The organism is Erwinia sp. L03-1 (assembly GCF_058686115.1).
In genome coordinates this window covers 2521110-2536251 of sequence record NZ_CM178762.1, presented here as the reverse complement: position 1 = coordinate 2536251, position 15142 = coordinate 2521110, and the positions used below count along the sequence as shown (strand labels likewise).

15 protein-coding genes are annotated in these 15142 nt (G+C 56.0%); 7 read left to right on the top strand and 8 right to left on the bottom strand.

Going from position 1 to position 15142, the window contains the following annotated elements; all coding sequences use genetic code 11:
* Positions 1–13 precede the first annotated feature (13 nt).
* The 3 genes from AC4PCC_RS11685 to eptA all read right to left on the bottom strand — a co-directional run bounded on the left by AC4PCC_RS11685 (position 14) and on the right by eptA (position 3482).
* Positions 14–1117, bottom strand: coding sequence for an alkene reductase (locus AC4PCC_RS11685; RefSeq protein ID WP_492124623.1), 1104 nt, complete (start codon positions 1115–1117; stop codon positions 14–16).
* A 43-nt stretch (positions 1118–1160) separates the two neighbouring features.
* A complete protein-coding gene (locus AC4PCC_RS11680) occupies positions 1161–1751 on the bottom strand; it encodes a TetR/AcrR family transcriptional regulator (RefSeq protein ID WP_492124622.1) in 591 nt (196 codons plus the stop codon).
* 99 nt (positions 1752–1850) lie between these two features.
* Complete coding sequence (gene eptA, locus AC4PCC_RS11675) at positions 1851–3482, bottom strand: phosphoethanolamine transferase EptA (RefSeq protein WP_492124621.1); 1632 nt, start codon at positions 3480–3482, stop codon at positions 1851–1853.
* A 232-nt stretch (positions 3483–3714) separates the two neighbouring features.
* Between eptA and AC4PCC_RS11670 the strand changes: the two genes are divergently transcribed.
* Positions 3715–3954: a DUF1289 domain-containing protein gene (locus AC4PCC_RS11670; RefSeq protein WP_067703613.1), complete on the top strand. Its 240-nt coding sequence runs from the start codon at positions 3715–3717 to the stop codon at positions 3952–3954.
* 68 nt (positions 3955–4022) lie between these two features.
* Here the strand turns inward: AC4PCC_RS11670 and AC4PCC_RS11665 are convergent, their stop codons facing one another.
* The 3 genes from AC4PCC_RS11665 to AC4PCC_RS11655 are packed head-to-tail and all read right to left on the bottom strand — an operon-like array spanning position 4023 to position 7139.
* Complete coding sequence (locus tag AC4PCC_RS11665; RefSeq protein ID WP_492124620.1) at positions 4023–6044, bottom strand: FUSC family protein; 2022 nt, start codon at positions 6042–6044, stop codon at positions 4023–4025.
* Positions 6041–6898, bottom strand: coding sequence for an efflux RND transporter periplasmic adaptor subunit (locus AC4PCC_RS11660; protein WP_492124619.1), 858 nt, complete (start codon positions 6896–6898; stop codon positions 6041–6043). The genes AC4PCC_RS11665 and AC4PCC_RS11660 overlap by 4 nt, the downstream gene beginning before the upstream one ends.
* Before the next feature lie 4 nt (positions 6899–6902).
* Positions 6903–7139 carry a DUF1656 domain-containing protein gene (locus AC4PCC_RS11655; RefSeq protein WP_067703620.1) on the bottom strand — a complete coding sequence of 79 codons (237 nt, stop codon included), beginning with the start codon at positions 7137–7139 and terminating at the stop codon, positions 6903–6905.
* A 136-nt stretch (positions 7140–7275) separates the two neighbouring features.
* Between AC4PCC_RS11655 and slyA the strand changes: the two genes are divergently transcribed.
* Complete coding sequence (slyA, locus tag AC4PCC_RS11650; RefSeq protein WP_304439236.1) at positions 7276–7719, top strand: transcriptional regulator SlyA; 444 nt, start codon at positions 7276–7278, stop codon at positions 7717–7719.
* Between the two features lie 37 nt (positions 7720–7756).
* Here the strand turns inward: slyA and slyB are convergent, their stop codons facing one another.
* A complete protein-coding gene (gene slyB, locus AC4PCC_RS11645; RefSeq protein WP_067703743.1) occupies positions 7757–8224 on the bottom strand; it encodes an outer membrane lipoprotein SlyB in 468 nt (155 codons plus the stop codon).
* Between the two features lie 286 nt (positions 8225–8510).
* Here slyB and anmK point away from each other — a divergent pair, with 286 nt between their 5' ends.
* From anmK to pdxY, 5 genes are all read left to right on the top strand, one after another.
* A complete protein-coding gene (gene anmK / locus AC4PCC_RS11640; RefSeq protein WP_492124618.1) occupies positions 8511–9626 on the top strand; it encodes an anhydro-N-acetylmuramic acid kinase in 1116 nt (371 codons plus the stop codon).
* A 53-nt stretch (positions 9627–9679) separates the two neighbouring features.
* The gene (locus tag AC4PCC_RS11635) at positions 9680–9991 is read left to right on the top strand and encodes an MliC family protein (protein WP_492124617.1); all 312 of its coding nucleotides are present in this window, start codon (positions 9680–9682) and stop codon (positions 9989–9991) included.
* A 62-nt stretch (positions 9992–10053) separates the two neighbouring features.
* Complete coding sequence (gene pdxH, locus AC4PCC_RS11630; RefSeq protein ID WP_492124616.1) at positions 10054–10707, top strand: pyridoxamine 5'-phosphate oxidase; 654 nt, start codon at positions 10054–10056, stop codon at positions 10705–10707.
* Positions 10708–10840: 133 nt separating this feature from the next.
* The gene (gene tyrS / locus AC4PCC_RS11625; protein WP_492124615.1) at positions 10841–12115 is read left to right on the top strand and encodes a tyrosine--tRNA ligase; all 1275 of its coding nucleotides are present in this window, start codon (positions 10841–10843) and stop codon (positions 12113–12115) included.
* Between the two features lie 65 nt (positions 12116–12180).
* A complete protein-coding gene (gene pdxY, locus AC4PCC_RS11620) occupies positions 12181–13041 on the top strand; it encodes a pyridoxal kinase PdxY (protein ID WP_067703632.1) in 861 nt (286 codons plus the stop codon).
* A gap of 120 nt (positions 13042–13161) precedes the next feature.
* Here pdxY and dtpA read toward each other — a convergent pair whose 3' ends face one another.
* On the bottom strand, positions 13162–14643 hold the full coding sequence (gene dtpA / locus AC4PCC_RS11615; RefSeq protein ID WP_492124614.1) for a dipeptide/tripeptide permease DtpA: 1482 nt from the start codon (positions 14641–14643) through the stop codon (positions 13162–13164).
* Positions 14644–15142: the final 499 nt, after the last annotated feature.

Genomic DNA, 15142 nt, shown 5'->3' with positions numbered 1-15142 from the left:
TGAGGCTAAAGCCTTAATCCCCGAGCGCAGGGTAATCCGTGTAACCCTCAGCGCCGCCGCCGTAGAAGGTCTCCGGGCGAGGCTCATTCAGGGGCGCGCTGGACTTTAGTCGCGCCACCAGGTCGGGATTGGCGATATAGCTGCGGCCAAAGGCAGCCGCATCTATCAGCCCCTGCTCAATCAGCGTTTCGGCTTTCTCCGCCGTATAGGCGCCGGCACCGACGATCACTCCCGGATAGACGGCGCGAATGGCCTTGCGGAACGCCTCGCTGTAAGGCTTGCCGCCTGCCCAGTCAGGTTCGGAAATATGCAGGTAGGCTAGCTTACGTTTGGCCAGTTCGCCAATATAGTACAGCGCCGCCTCTTCCTGATCTTCTCCATTGTCCAGTCCATTAAAAGGACCCAGCGGGGAGATGCGGATGCCGATACGATCGGCGCGCCAGCCCGCAATCGCTGCATCCACCACTTCCAGCGCAAAGCGGGTACGATTTTCTACGCTGCCGCCGTAGCCATCCGCGCGCTGATTAGAAGCCGGGGAGAGAAACTGATGGATCAGATAACCATGGGCAGAATGCAGTTCCACCAGGTCAAAATCCGCTTCACGGGCGTTGATGACCGCCTGACGGAAATCATTCACAATGCCCGGGATTTCATCCAGCGTCAGTGCACGGGGCGTGGAGGTCGCCGCGCGGATGGTCGCGCCGGTATCATCACGTAATGAAGTACGGGTATCGGCATTAATAGCTGAAGAGGAGACCGGGGCCTCGTCACCGGGCTGTACGCTGGTGTGAGAGATGCGGCCGGTATGCCACAGCTGAACGGCGCTGTGGCCGCCCTCATCGCGGATACCCTGATTGATACTCTTCCAGGCTGCAATCTGTTCAGATGAGTGTAAACCCGGCGCGCCCGCATAGCCTTTTGCCTGAGCGGAGATCTGGGTCGCTTCGGTGATGATAAGGCCAGCGCTGGCGCGCTGGCGATAGTACTCGCCCATCAGCGGGGTAGGAATATCACCCGGCTCGATACTGCGAAGACGCGTCAGCGGTGCCATAAACACGCGGTTCGACACGGTAATCGCGCCGGTTTTTAAGGGGGTAAAAAGCGTCTTAAGTTCCATTATTACTCCTGGTAGACCGGTCGACTAGTTGAGGTGTTTTTTTTTAAGCGGGCGCGGGCAGCATTCTTTTCATTTCCTGCCACGCACTGAAGAGTGGCGCGCTGTCGCGGGAAACTTTGCTTTGCAGGCTTGCGCCGAGCCAGAGCGTATAGACATTTTGTGCACAGTCTCTGGCGGGATAGTCAAGGCACAGTGTGCCCTGGTGTACGGCACGCTCAAGCGCACCCGCCAGGGTAGATATCAGCGCCTTTGAGCCCGCATCCAGTGCATTACGCATCGGTTCAGAGAGATCGCAAACTTCGGCAGAAAGCTTCACTGACAGACAGCCGGTAAAACCCATCTCCTGACTGCGGGTCAGGGAATGATGATAATAATCCAGCACGGACTGTCGCTGATTGCCCGGTTGTGCGTCAAGCGCATCGCGCAGGTGAGCATGTCCGGCCGCAAAATAACGCTCCAGCATGGCCACGCCAAAAGCCTCTTTCGAGGGGAAATAGTAATAAAACGACCCTTTAGGCACCTCAGCCACTTTCAGCAGCTCAATCAGTCCCATACCGTTAAAGCCGCGCTGCACGCAAAGCGCTTCGCCAGTGGTCAGGATATGTTCACGTGTGTCATGTCGGGCCGTTTTCATCTTTCTACCTTAACAGACCGATCGGTCTGTTACAAACCTGACTGCACGTCCGATCCGCAGGCGGGGGCAGGGAATGATTTATCCGCCCCCGCGCAAACGTTAAGACTGACAGGCTTTTACCATATCCAGCGTCGGCTGATATTCACGGGTCTGCACATTCATCATCCCCAGCAGCGTGTGGAAAATATTATCCTGTGAAACCGCGTCAGACTTTGCTTTCTGCCGCAGGCAGGTCTGGTTAATGTCATAGGTGCGGGCATAGTCGTCTGACATCCACAGCAGGAAAGGGATATGAGTTTGCTGGCTGGGCGCAAAAACGTAGGGTGTGCCGTGCAGATACATGCCATGCTCGCCGAGCGATTCACCGTGATCGGAGAGATAAACCAGCGCCACATTGTATTTGCTGCTCCACGACTTTAGCAGGGTGATGGTGCTGTCCAGCATCGAGTCGGTATAGAGGATCGAATTGTCGTAGGTATTAACCAGCGCCTGATGATCGCAGTCCTGGATCTGATTACTGTCGCAGGTGGGCGTAAACCGGCGCATCTCTGCGGGATAGCGCTGATAGTAGGCCGGGCCGTGGCTACCCATCTGATGAAGCACAATCACCGTGTCGTCCTTTACGCTGTCGATATAGTTATTCAGGCGGTGAAGCAGCACGTCGTCGAGGCAAAAATTGCTCCGGCACAGTTCACTGACCTTCCATTTCGTCATATCGGTATGCGGCACGCGGTCGCAGGCACCCTTGCAGCCGCCGTCATTTTCGCGCCACAGTACGTTAACGCCTGCATGGGCCATAATATCCAGTACGCCCTCCTGGTGATGGGCCAGACTGGCGTCATAGTGGGCGCGCGGCATATTGGAGAACATGCAGGGCACGGAGATAGCGGTTTCCGTGCCGCAGGAGCTGGCATTGGGATAATAGATGACATTATCACGCGCCAGCTTCGGATTGGTCTCCCTGGCATAGCCGCCAAGCGAAAAGTCTTCGGCGCGGCCCGTCTCGCCTAAGACAAACACCACCAGCGTTTTCTTTTGCTCCGCCTTAATTAGCGGGCCTTTGTGCGCGTCCAGGCCGATTCTCACCAGCTTTTGATCGCCCGCAAACCAGCGATTATCCGCATAGTGGCTGACGCCGCTAATAACGTTGGCAGGCGTAATCATCTTGACCAGCCCTTTGTTATTACGAATAAGCGACGCGTAGTCTTTATAAAACAGCGCAGCCACCAGCAGGATAATAACAACCGACGCGAGGGCAGTGACCACGCGATGCACCGCATTCATCCAGCCAGGGCGGCGGGTGCTGATACGTACCAGGGTAAAAATTGCCGCCGGGAGCAGGCCAAAGGCTGCCATCCATACCATATAGCGCAGGGTGAAGAGAGCGGTCGCCTCCTGAGCGTCGGTTTCAAAAACGTTTTGAATCATATTGGTATCAATGACGGTACCAAAGCTGTAAATAAAGTAGTTGGCCGCCGCGCTGGCCAGCACCAGCACCACTACTAACGGTTTTCGTATCCACGGCAGCGCGATCAGACTGAAAATGAACAGGAAGGCACAAAACAGCACCAGCGGCAGCGTCGCCGCGAAAAGGTAGTCATGCAGGGTGATATACGGGATGGTTTCCCAGGCATGACTCATAAAAACGGCATTAAGCACGACGGTAAAAAAAAGCGCAGCGTAGATATTAAATGCATTTTCGTTACAACGTAACCGGGACAGGAGTTTCATGATTATCCGATAACAAATTAAACTGCCGGGATAATATCGCTGCAAACTTAGTGAAACCTTAACTAATATCCAGCGATAACAAGGCCCGGCATAAAAAGTGGCGTTAGCATTCTGGCAGACTGGACCGGGAATATCGCGAAAAACATCAGATTTACGACTATTTTTTTCCCGCTGCTTGCGAAGCTGCGATAACCGATCTTCAATTGAGACAGGTTTATCATCAGGAGGTGCGGTGTCAGAACAGCTGGAACTCTTTCCCGTTCCCTCGCCGTGTCGGGGTATTTGCCAGGCAGACCGGCTGGGGTATTGCACAGGCTGCCTGCGCAGCCGCGACGAACGCTTCAACTGGGGACGGATGAGCGACGCGCAGAAGCGCGAGGTGCTGCGCCTCTGTCGTCAGCGCTATTTACGCGCGCAGCGCGCCGGAAAACGTGACGAACCCGACGAGCCTGAACAACCCACATTATTCTGAGCGGGAATATTTCGGGCGGACATCTTCCCTGCAGGCAGGCGGCGGCAGAGGCTACCTGTTCCGTAAGCTTATGCGCTGTTGGCACTGGCCTGTTCAGGCAGGGCCTGCTGTAGCTGTGAAAGTGAGCAGTAAAGGCGCCAGATAATCCCCGCCAGCACCGTCTCTTCCCGCCCGCCCTCCGCCGCCAGCGTGGTAACGCGTTCTTCCAGGCCGGCGAGCGTCTCAGCCAGCGAGCGATGGCGTACGCCGCGCGCGCTGATTATGCTCTGCAAATCCTGAAGTGTTGCCTCCCGCTCCCGGTTTAAGCCAGCCGACGCGGTTTGCCACTCCCGGAGCTGCCAGAGAATATGTGAGCAGTTAAGCAGCACCACCCCCCAGCGCAGCAGCCACAGCCGGGCATTTTCGTCGCGACTGGCACTCAGCTGGTTCACCCGATGGTAGATAAGCGACTCAAAGCGGTTCTGACTGAGTCGGGGGCGACGGCTGAGCTGATCGAGAAAATCGCGGCGCAGCGCGCGAATATGACGACGACTGCGTCGCTTATCCGAGCTGGGGCGCAGGATCTGAAAAGCCAGCCATGCCAGCATCACCCCGCACACTTTCGCCAGGTTATTATTGATAAATTGCTGGTAATCCCAGGAGGGGGGATTGGTGACGGAGATAAAGGATCCCATAAACACAATCAGCTGGCCCCACAGCGCGGCCCGCTCCTTCTGCTGGAGCTTAAAGAGCTGTAGCGTAATCAACAGGGGGAAAAGCAGCAGCAAAAACTGCCACAACACATCAATCTGCACCATAACGCCAAATTTTATGACAAAGCTGAACACGCTCAGCAACAGCAGCGTTTTCAGCAGCAGCGAGACGCTGCTGGCCGGTGAGGGCACCGAGGAGTACAGCACGCAACTGATTGCCGCGAGCGTCAGTGCCGCCTCGCCCGATTCCCACTGGGTAGCGATCGTAAACGCGCAGCCGAGAACAATAACCACAAAGGTACGGAAGGCGCTCCAGCCCGCCTCTGCGCTGTCCGTGTGACGCGCCAGCGAGGGGACGGGAGGGGGGGAAAGGCGCGCATCCCTATCCGCATGCTCAAACTGTCGCAGCCAGCGGCTGATATTCAGGTACATCCAGCAGAAGTAGCGCAGACGATGCCAGAAAGCGTGATGGCGATAATCCGCCGGGTCGGCAGGCGCGGCGGACTGGAGAATGCGCGCCAGGCGAAATTTGTCACAGTCTGACTTTGCCAGCTCGTTTAGCAACTGTTGCAGGGCACTGAACAGCCCGGGGGGCGCGTCCGGCCAGTTCAGCAGCATGCGCCGCAGGCTGGAAATCACGCTGGTCAGCCTGAGCTGCTGGTGCAGAACATAGTTAAGCACGTTGTTCTGCCGTCGAAAGCGATAGTGACTCCAGAAGGCCTGAATGCGCAATACGTTAAGCGTCAGGATCTGGCCGATAACTTTTTCATGGGCGCTGCGCACGTTATCGGTCGTTTCGCGTTGCAGCAGGAGCCCGGCGTGTTCCAGTAGTCGGTCATGCATCTGCCTGAGCGAGGTGATCAGCGTGTCGCCATCGGAGGTGCTGGGCAGGATCATCATCATCAGCCCCCCGCACAGAATGCCGGAAATGACTTCGCAAACGCGCGCCTGGGTAATATTCCACAGTTGGGTAATATCGGTAATATTGACCGTGGTAAAGGCGATGATCGCCGCCGTATAGCCCGCCAGCGAAAAGGCGTAGGCAACGTTATTCTGATAGTGATTCGCGATCCATGTGCAGAGGGCCAGCCAGGCGGCAATCGACAGCGAGAACAGCCAGGGCTCGTTGAGCGTATGCCCGGCAATAAGCATCGCGGCCCCCGCGCCGATCAGGCTACCGGCAATGCGCCCCAGACTTTTACTGATGACGCCGCCCACCGTAGGGAAGCTGACGACGGCAGCGGAGGTCATTGCCCAGTAGGGTTCATCCAGATCCAGTCCGTAAGCAATGCTGAGCGCCAGACACATGGCAATGCTGTTACGCAACGCATAGCGCCACTGCCCGCCGGTGGCTTTGATCCACGGCAGCTGCTGCCACTCCAGCCAGCGCAGATTCATGGCTGGATGGAAAGGGTGCAGGTTGTGCCCGCGACCAGCGGCAAATCCGCTGGAACCGCGGTCAGATGAATGCGAACCGGTACGCGCTGGGCCAGACGAACCCAGGGGACGTTAGGTTTGATGTCGGCTACCAGTCCACTGTCCGTTTCCACGCTCTGGTCATAGATTGCCCGTCCGATGCTTTCAACCACGCCAGTAAGGGGGCGATCGTCGCTGTACAGGCGGATAGAGGCTTTGTCGCCGGGACGAATATGCCGCAGCTTGGTTTCTTCAAAGTAGCCGACGACATAAAAAGAGTGACTGTCTACCATGGCAAACACCGGCGTACCGCTGGTGGCATAGTTGCCGGGGCGCACGGTCAGATTGGTTACCCAGCCGTCCGCTGGCGCCAGGATCTGCGTCTGCGCCAGGTTCCATTTTGCCCGATCCAGCTCCGCCTGAGCCGCTTTGGCACTGGCCGCCATCGCCTGGGCGTTCAGGTTAACGGCATCCAGATCTTCAGCGGAGATAACATTATGCGGCAGGCTGGCGCGGCGACGTGCCTCGTGCTGGGCTTTCAACAGATCGGACTGCGCCTTTGCAAGCTCCGCTTCGGCGTTAAGGACGGCGATGCGATAAGGCTTATCGTCCAGTGTCATCAGCCGGGTGCCCCGGGTGACGTATTGATTATCCCTGACCCACAGCTGTTCAATGCGTCCTGAAACCTGCGGCGTAATGTTCACCAGCTCTGCGCGGACCTTGCCGTCTCGGGTCCAGGGCGACTGCATATAGTAGTTCCACAGCCACCAGCCAGCGCACAGGGCGGCGGCAAAAAAGATCAGGGTAGAGAAATATTTTAATGTGCCAAGTTTCATGGTGTCACCAGGCGATCAGCAGCCACTGCGAGCCGCTGACGCACAAAATAAAAAGAGAAAGATCCAGAAGGGTGGGGTGCCAAATCTCCCCCGAGTACATCCAGTCCCTCAGGAGGGGATGCAGCAGCAGCCAGATGAAAAAGCCGAGCAGCACGGCCTTAAACAGGGGAGGAAAGTAGAGAGAAGCGCCGAACAGTAAGTCAGTCAGCGGCGATGTCGGGGTAAATAGCACGTTGCTCACGGATTAAGTCTTCCTTCTGGATCCGCACGGGTGAACCGGGAAACCACGGTTACGATGATGAATTTGTAATTTGTCCTGTAAACTCGCAGAATAGTCTAGAATCAAGCTTGATAGGTAGCAAGCTAATTATAAGGAGATGAAATTGGATACACCCCTGGGAACGGATCTCGCACGATTAGTACGCATATGGCGTTCATTGATTGATCAGCGCCTTAAGCCGCTTGAGCTCACACAGACACACTGGGTTACGCTGCACAATATTCATCAGCTTCCACCCGAGCAGTCGCAGATTCAACTGGCGAAAGCGATTGGTATTGAACAGCCCTCGCTGGTACGTACCCTCGACCAGCTGGAAGAAAAAGGCTTAATCACCCGCACGACCTGTGCCAGCGACCGACGGGCCAAACGCATTAAGTTAACCACCGAAGCGGCGCCCATTATTGGTCAGGTTGAGGATGTGATTGACGCCACGCGGGATGATATTTTATCCGGTATCTCTTCGCAGGAAGTGGAAAAGCTGGTGACGCTGATAGCCCGGCTTGAGAAAAATATTCTCGAACTGCAAAACCGCGACGAATAAAAAAAACCGGCAACTGCCGGTTTTTTCATCGTGCTTCTTAACGAGGGGAAACGGTGATCTGGCTGCCGTTTGACGCCATGGATACGCGCTGACCCACGGCATAGCGGCTTGCGGCCTGCTTCTGCACAACGATGATCGTGTTGCCATCATCTTTGCGAATTTCCAGCTCAACGCCCTGCGACTTGTTCATCGCACCCTGCACGCCCTGACCGGCTACGCCGCCGGCAACGGCACCTGCAGCGGTCGCGAGGCTACGACCGGCACCGCCACCCACGGTATTCCCGAGGAAGCCCCCCAGTACGGCACCGCCGATGGCACCAATCACATTGCTGTCATCACCGCCCTGAATCTGAACCGGTCTTACGGAAACCAGCGTACCGTAGGTCACGTTTTGAACCTGCTTCGCTTCGGAGGCGCTGTAAACATCACCGGACAGCGTATCAGTATTGGTGCATCCTGCTAATGTCACACCGGTCAGTGCCACGATTAATAAACGCTTTATCATCGTTAAAACTCCATTCTTATTTACCTGCCGCACCCACTGGGCAGCAATCGATAACATTATTATATGGCACAAGCCACGCCCGGTTGCTATTTCTGGAAAAAAAACTGCATAAGAGCGTAGCCCAGGCAAATTAAACCAGAAATCAATCAAACGCAGAAGACCAAAACAGACGCCCGCGTCGCGGGCTTACGTAAAATCGCACAGTTAATCATAGAATTGCCGGGCTATTTTTGCGAGTCTGTATCCATGATTCTCCATTAACCCACCGTGGGTAAGGCCAGAAAAGATGAAGTCAGGACGATATATCGGTGTCATGTCCGGTACCAGCCTGGATGGCGTTGATGTTGTACTGGCGGCCATTGACCAGCAGATGGTGGCGCAGCAGGCCAGCTACTGCCACCCCTTTCCGGCCGATTTGCGCCAGCAGGTTCTGGCGATATGTCAGGGACAGGCGCTCAGTCTTTCACAGCTTGGGCAGCTTGACACCCGACTCGGCCGCCTCTTTGCCGAAGCCGTAAATACACTGATGAAGCGTGAGGGGCTGGAAAAAGACGATATCACTGCCATCGGCTGCCACGGGCAAACCGTCTGGCATGAGCCGGGGGGCGATGCGCCGAACACGCTACAAATCGGCGATAACAACCAGATCGTCGCCGCAACGGGGATTACGGTAGTTGGGGATTTTCGCCGACGTGACATGGCGCTGGGCGGGCAGGGGGCCCCGCTGGTGCCCGCCTTTCACCAGGCCGTGCTGATGCATCCTGGCGAACGCCGCATGGTGCTGAATATTGGCGGCATCGCCAATCTGTCTCTGCTGATCCCCGGTCGGGCGGTGGGCGGCTACGATACCGGGCCAGGCAATATGCTGCTTGATGCCTGGATTTGGCGTCAGCGCGGGGTGGGCTATGATAAAGACGGCGCCTGGGGCGGTAGTGGCCGCGTGATCTTACCGCTGCTTCAGCAGATGATGTGCGATCCGTGGTTTTCCCTGCCCGCGCCAAAATCGACCGGCAGAGAGTATTTTAATCTGGGCTGGATTGAGCGAAATATTGCCTCTTTTCCCGGCGTTCAGCCACAGGATGTACAGGCTACGCTGGCCGAACTGACGGCGCTGACCATCGCGGAACAGGTAATGCTCAGTGGCGGCTGCGAGCGACTGATGGTCTGCGGCGGCGGCAGCCGTAATCAGCTGCTAATGACCCGGCTTGCGGTACATCTGGCCGGTACACAGGTGATGTCCACTGACGAAGCGGGTATCCCCGGGGATGATATGGAGGCGCTGGCCTTTGCCTGGCTGGCTTACCGCACGCTTTCCGGTCAGCCAGGCAATCTGCCTTCGGTGACCGGCGCGCGCGCTGCGTCGGTTATCGGCGCTATTTTCCCTGCCAGCCGGGCCGAATGATGATCTCCCGGTATTTTAGCCGGGCGTAAACAGACGATAAATTAGGAGATCCTGTGAAAAAGTGGCTTCCGGGCTTTACTCTGGTCCTGCTATCGGGTTGTAGCATGTTTCATGCCCGTCCGGATGAGCAGAAAACCCTGCACTACACCTGCGGAACTCTGCCGCTAACGGTAGTGCTGGATAATGCGCGGGAGGAAGTGAACCTGATACTGGACGGCAATCCGGTCACGCTTAAACAGCAGGTGGCGGCCTCCGGTACGCGCTACAGCGATGGCACCTATACGTTCTGGTCCAAAGGGGATGAGGCGTTTATCGAACGAAACGGTAAACTTATCATCAACGATTGCCGCCTGTCCGGCAGTTAGTCCATTAATATTCAGCAGGATAAAGCGCACACACTCCTTTTCCTGCCAGCCGAGTCTGAGCGATGAACAACGATAATCTTCAGCAAATTTCCCATCTGCGCCGCGAATACACCCGCGGTGGCCTGCGTCGTAAGGATCTGCCTGCCGACCCGCTGGCCCTGTTTGAACAGTGGCTGAACCAGGCCGTTGAGGCCGGGCTTCCCGATCCGACGGCCATGAGCGTGGCAACAGTGGACGAGCAGGGTCAGCCTTATCAGCGTATCGTGCTGCTTAAGCATGTGGATGCGCAGGGTATGGTGTTCTATACCAATCTGGGCAGCCGCAAGGCGCATCAGCTGGCGCAAAACCCGCGCATCAGCCTGCTGTTCCCGTGGCATATGCTGGAGCGACAGGTCATGGTGCTCGGCAGCGTAGAAAAGCTGTCAATGCTGGAGGTGATGAAATACTTCCACAGCCGACCGCGCGAAAGCCAGATAGGCGCATGGGTCTCGAAACAGTCGAGTCGCATCTCCGCACGCGGCGTGCTGGAGGGTAAGTTCCTTGAGCTTAAGCAGAAGTTTCAGCAGGGCGAAATCCCCCTCCCCAGCTTCTGGGGTGGATATCGCATCACCATTAACTCAATGGAGTTCTGGCAGGGGGGCGAACATCGCCTGCACGATCGCTTTTTCTACCAGCGAGACGGAGCGGGCTGGAAAATCGACCGTCTGGCGCCCTGAAGCGACGAAATAATCCCGTTAAGCGCTGGTACAGAGTGCGTCAGGGCTTTATTCTATAGGCCTTAATTTTCTCCGCACGTCAGCGGAAAGCGGTGTACCAGTAAGGTACCGACGTTTCTACATGGAGCCTCAGATGGACAGCAGTAACCTGATTAAACAATTGCAAGAGCGGGGCCTGGTTGCCCAGGTAACGGATGAAGAGGCGTTAGCGGAACGTCTGGCGCAGGGGCCAGTCGCACTCTATTGCGGCTTTGATCCCACCGCAGACAGCTTGCATTTGGGCCATCTGGTGCCGCTGCTTTGCCTGAAGCGCTTTCAGGACGCGGGTCACCGCCCGGTTGCGCTGGTGGGTGGCGCGACCGGCCTGATCGGCGACCCCAGCTTCAAGGCTGACGAACGCAAACTGAATACGGCCGAAACCGTGAATGAATGGGTTGATAAAATCCGTCATCAGGTCGCGCCGTTTCTTGACTTTGACTGCGGCGAGAACAGCGCAGTCGCGGCGAATAACTACGACTGGTTTGGCAGCATGAACGTGCTGACCTTCCTGCGCGATATCGGCAAGCACTTTTCGGTCAATCAGATGATCAACAAAGAAGCCGTTAAGCAGCGTCTGAACCGTGACGATCAGGGCATCTCCTTTACCGAGTTCTCCTATAACCTGCTACAGGGCTACGACTTCGCCTGCCTGAATGAGCGTTACGGCGTGGCGCTGCAAATTGGCGGCTCCGATCAGTGGGGGAATATCACCTCAGGCATCGACCTCACGCGTCGTCTGCATCAGAACCAGGTATTTGGCCTGACCGTTCCGCTTATCACCAAGGCAGACGGCACCAAATTCGGTAAAACCGAGGGTGGGGCCGTCTGGCTTGACGCGAAGAAAACCAGCCCGTACAAGTTTTACCAGTTCTGGATCAATACCGCGGATGCCGATGCTTATCGCTTCCTGAAATTCTTCACCTTTATGAGCATTGAAGAGATCAATGCGCTGGAGCAGGAAGATAAAGCGAGCGGCAAAGCGCCGCGTGCGCAGTATGTGCTGGCTGAAAAGGTCACCCGACTGGTGCACGGTGAGGAAGGCCTGGCGGCCGCACAGCGCATCACCAAAAGCCTGTTCTCCGGTGCGCTGAGTGATATGACCGAAGCCGATTTTGAGCAGCTGGCGCAGGATGGCATGCCGATTATCTCCCTTGAGCGCGGTCAGGATCTGCAACAGGCGATGGTGGACGGTGAACTTGCCCCGTCTCGCGGTCAGGCCCGCAAGCTGATTGACTCAAAAGCGGTCAGCATCAACGGTGAGATCCAACTTAGCGCAGAGTATGCTTTTATTGACCAGGATCGCCTCTTCGACCGGTTTACCCTGCTGCGCCGCGGCAAGAAGAATTACAGTCTGATTGTCTGGAAATAAAAACGCTCCCCTGGCCGGTCTCTCTGATCGGCCTTTATTTTTGGTAAGGTTGTCTGGGTTCTGCTATGAAAAATATTCTTTCGATTCAGTCGCACACCGTGTTCGGCCATGCGGGCAATAGCGCCTCTGAATTCCCTATGCGTCGTATGGGCGCAAACGTTTGGCCTCTTAATACCGTCCAGTTCTCAAACCATACCCAGTATGGACACTGGACCGGTATGGTGATGCCCGCCACCCATCTGACCGATATTGTGAAGGGCATCGCCGAAATCGATCGCCTGAAAACCTGTGACGCCGTGCTGAGCGGCTATCTTGGCTCGGCAGAGCAGGGCGAAGAGATCCTCGACATCGTTCGCCAGGTGAAAGCGGCGAATCCTGACGCCTGGTACTTCTGCGATCCCGTGATGGGGCATCCGGAGAAAGGCTGCATTGTTGCCCCCGGCGTGGCTGAATTTCATACGCAGTCTTCACTGCCCGCCAGCGATATTATCGCGCCTAATCTGCTGGAGCTGGAAATGCTCAGTGGAAACACAGTGGCCAATCTGGAGCAGGCCGTCGCCAGCGCACGCGAGCTTGTCGCTAAAGGGCCGAAAGTGGTGCTGGTCAAACATCTGGCGCGCGCGGGGCTGCGCAGCGATCGGTTTGAAATGCTGCTGGTGACGGCCAGCGAGGCCTGGCATATCAGCCGTCCGCTGGTGGATTTTGGCGTGCGTCAGCCGGTCGGCGTTGGCGATCTGACCAGTGGTCTGCTGCTGGTGGACCTGCTGCACGGTAAGCCGCTGCGGGAAGCGCTGGAGCATGTCACTGCCGCGGTCTATGCGGTGATGCTGAAAACCCATGAGATGGGCGAATACGAGCTACAGCTGGTGGCGGCGCAGGAGGGCATAGCCCATCCGCAGCAGCTTTTCGAGGCGGTCAAACTCTAGCAGCACGTGCAGTCTGGCTGCCAGAAAGACACAAAAAAGGGCGATACCCGGTATCGCCCTTAAAGAGGGAAGGACGCATAACCGCTGCTATCGCCCTTATCGTAGCCGTCAGCGGCGCGTTTATTTCGCCTCTGACTCTACGCCCTGCGTCATGCGATTCAGCTTCGGCGCAATCAGCATCATCAATACTGCGATAACCCCGGTCACAATCCCGATTTGCATAAACACATGCGCGTAAACCTGTAGTGACTGATGGGCATCGGTAATATCGCCCGGCACCGCCATCAGGTTGGCCACTTTACCGGCGACCATCGCGGCACCCGCCGTGGTCAGGAACCAGGAACCCATGATAAAGCCCATCAGGCGCTGAGGCACCAGCTGCGCGACCATCGCCAGACCCAGACCCGAGATCATCAGTTCCCCCACGCTTTGCAGGGCGTAGCTCAGAATTAACCAGTTGACCGAGACAATACCCAGCTCGCTGGCAAATTTGGCGCCCAGCGGCAGCACCAGAAAGGCCGCAGAGCAGAGCAGCATGCCGAAGGCAAACTTATGCGGCATCGGCATGCGATCGCCCATCTTATTGTAGAGCGCGGCTAACAGCGGGCTGAACAGCATAATCCAGAAGGGATTCAGCGCCTGAAACTGCTCGGGCTGAAAGGCGATGCCCAGAATGCTGTGTTCGACGTTGCGAATGGCAAAGAAGTTCAGCGAGGTCGGCATCTGCATATAAAGGACAAAAAAGACGACCGCTTCAACCATCATCAATAAGGCTACAATCATTTTGCGGCGGGCCGCCCCTTTCAGCGCAAACGTCTCTTTGGCGAAGACCAGCAGGATACCGATAGCAATGACGGCCAGCACGCCCCGGGCAATACCCTGATTATGCAGCAGCCAGGTAGCCATCGCGATCAACACCGCGATGCCGACCAGCGTGGCCAGCAGCTTACCAATATGCAGGGGGGCGAAGTCAGGTTTAGAACCATAGTTTTTCACCCATTTTCGGCACAGCATAAAGTTAACCAGCGTAATCAGCATTCCGACGAACGACAGCGAAAAAGCCACGCTCCAGCCGTAATGCGCCGCCAGCCAGGGGGTAGCCAGCATGGAGAAAAACGAACCAATATTGATCGCCATATAATACATGGTGAACGCGCCATCAAGACGCGGGTCGTCCTTCTCATAGCAGGTGGAGAGCAGGGAGGAGGGGTTCGCTTTGAACAGGCCGTTACCCACAGCGATGGTCGCCATACCGATATAGACCATCGACACATCGTGGCCCGACCAGGCCACCAGGGCGTAACCGAGCGCCAGAACCAGCGTACCGAGCACGATCACGCGCCTGGTCCCCAGCACCTTATCACCCAGCCAGCCGCCCACGGCGACCAGACCGTAGACCAGGGCGCTGAAAGAGGAGAACAGCGTGATGGAACCGGCTTCAGACATACCCAGCATTTTAACCAGGTAGACCGCCATAATGCCTTGCAGGCCGTAATAGCCGAAACGTTCCCAAAGCTCAATTGAAAAAATCAGGTAAAACGATCCTGGTTGCTTAAATGCATTGAGGCTGATGGCCTCTGAATGTTTGTTTGCAGTTGACACTGATACCTCTGAATTTCAAATCCTGATTCGACCGGAAAATTAAGTCGCCATCAGAGTTAAGTGGGCATTCGCCGCATGGTTATAAGATGGGAAAAGCGGCGGTTAATTTCGCCGATCAGCAGGTCTCAGGCAAGTCTTTTTTCATCTGTTGTTCATGGAGTGTGACACAGAATGAGAATAGGGTGTAAGTCGTGCATTTTGGGGTTATATATCGTTATAAAGCAAAATATTAGTATTAATTGCTTAAATGAGACGATCGTTTACTTCTGTTGCAGAACACTCTCCTGTTCGTCTGAGTCAGATTAATATAGTATGGAGTGAATATTAACCAATATAAAACTCTGTAAAACGCAGTTTAACCGGATATTAATAGACAAAATCACTCCGAAGGCAGCATCGGGCTGACCTGCGGGCTGTTATTTATGACATAGATCACTTAAATGCACGTTAATAATATCATCAAAATAACTCACCGTAGCCGCCGTTAAGGGAAGGAATA

Bases quoted from the DNA above. Each gene is read 5' to 3' on its own strand.
- tyrS (WP_492124615.1), top strand. From the start codon at position 10,841: ATGGACAGCAGTAACCTGATTAAACAATTGCAAGAGCGGGGCCTGGTT.
- AC4PCC_RS11660 (WP_492124619.1), bottom strand. From the start codon at position 6,898: ATGAAACTTGGCACATTAAAATATTTCTCTACCCTGATCTTTTTTGCC.
- slyA (WP_304439236.1), top strand. From the start codon at position 7,276: ATGAAATTGGATACACCCCTGGGAACGGATCTCGCACGATTAGTACGC.
- AC4PCC_RS11685 (WP_492124623.1), bottom strand. From the start codon at position 1,117: ATGGAACTTAAGACGCTTTTTACCCCCTTAAAAACCGGCGCGATTACC.
- slyB (WP_067703743.1), bottom strand. From the start codon at position 8,224: ATGATAAAGCGTTTATTAATCGTGGCACTGACCGGTGTGACATTAGCA.
- eptA (WP_492124621.1), bottom strand. From the start codon at position 3,482: ATGAAACTCCTGTCCCGGTTACGTTGTAACGAAAATGCATTTAATATC.
- AC4PCC_RS11680 (WP_492124622.1), bottom strand. From the start codon at position 1,751: ATGAAAACGGCCCGACATGACACACGTGAACATATCCTGACCACTGGC.
- AC4PCC_RS11665 (WP_492124620.1), bottom strand. From the start codon at position 6,044: ATGAATCTGCGCTGGCTGGAGTGGCAGCAGCTGCCGTGGATCAAAGCC.
- anmK (WP_492124618.1), top strand. From the start codon at position 8,511: ATGAAGTCAGGACGATATATCGGTGTCATGTCCGGTACCAGCCTGGAT.
- pdxH (WP_492124616.1), top strand. From the start codon at position 10,054: ATGAACAACGATAATCTTCAGCAAATTTCCCATCTGCGCCGCGAATAC.
- pdxY (WP_067703632.1), top strand. From the start codon at position 12,181: ATGAAAAATATTCTTTCGATTCAGTCGCACACCGTGTTCGGCCATGCG.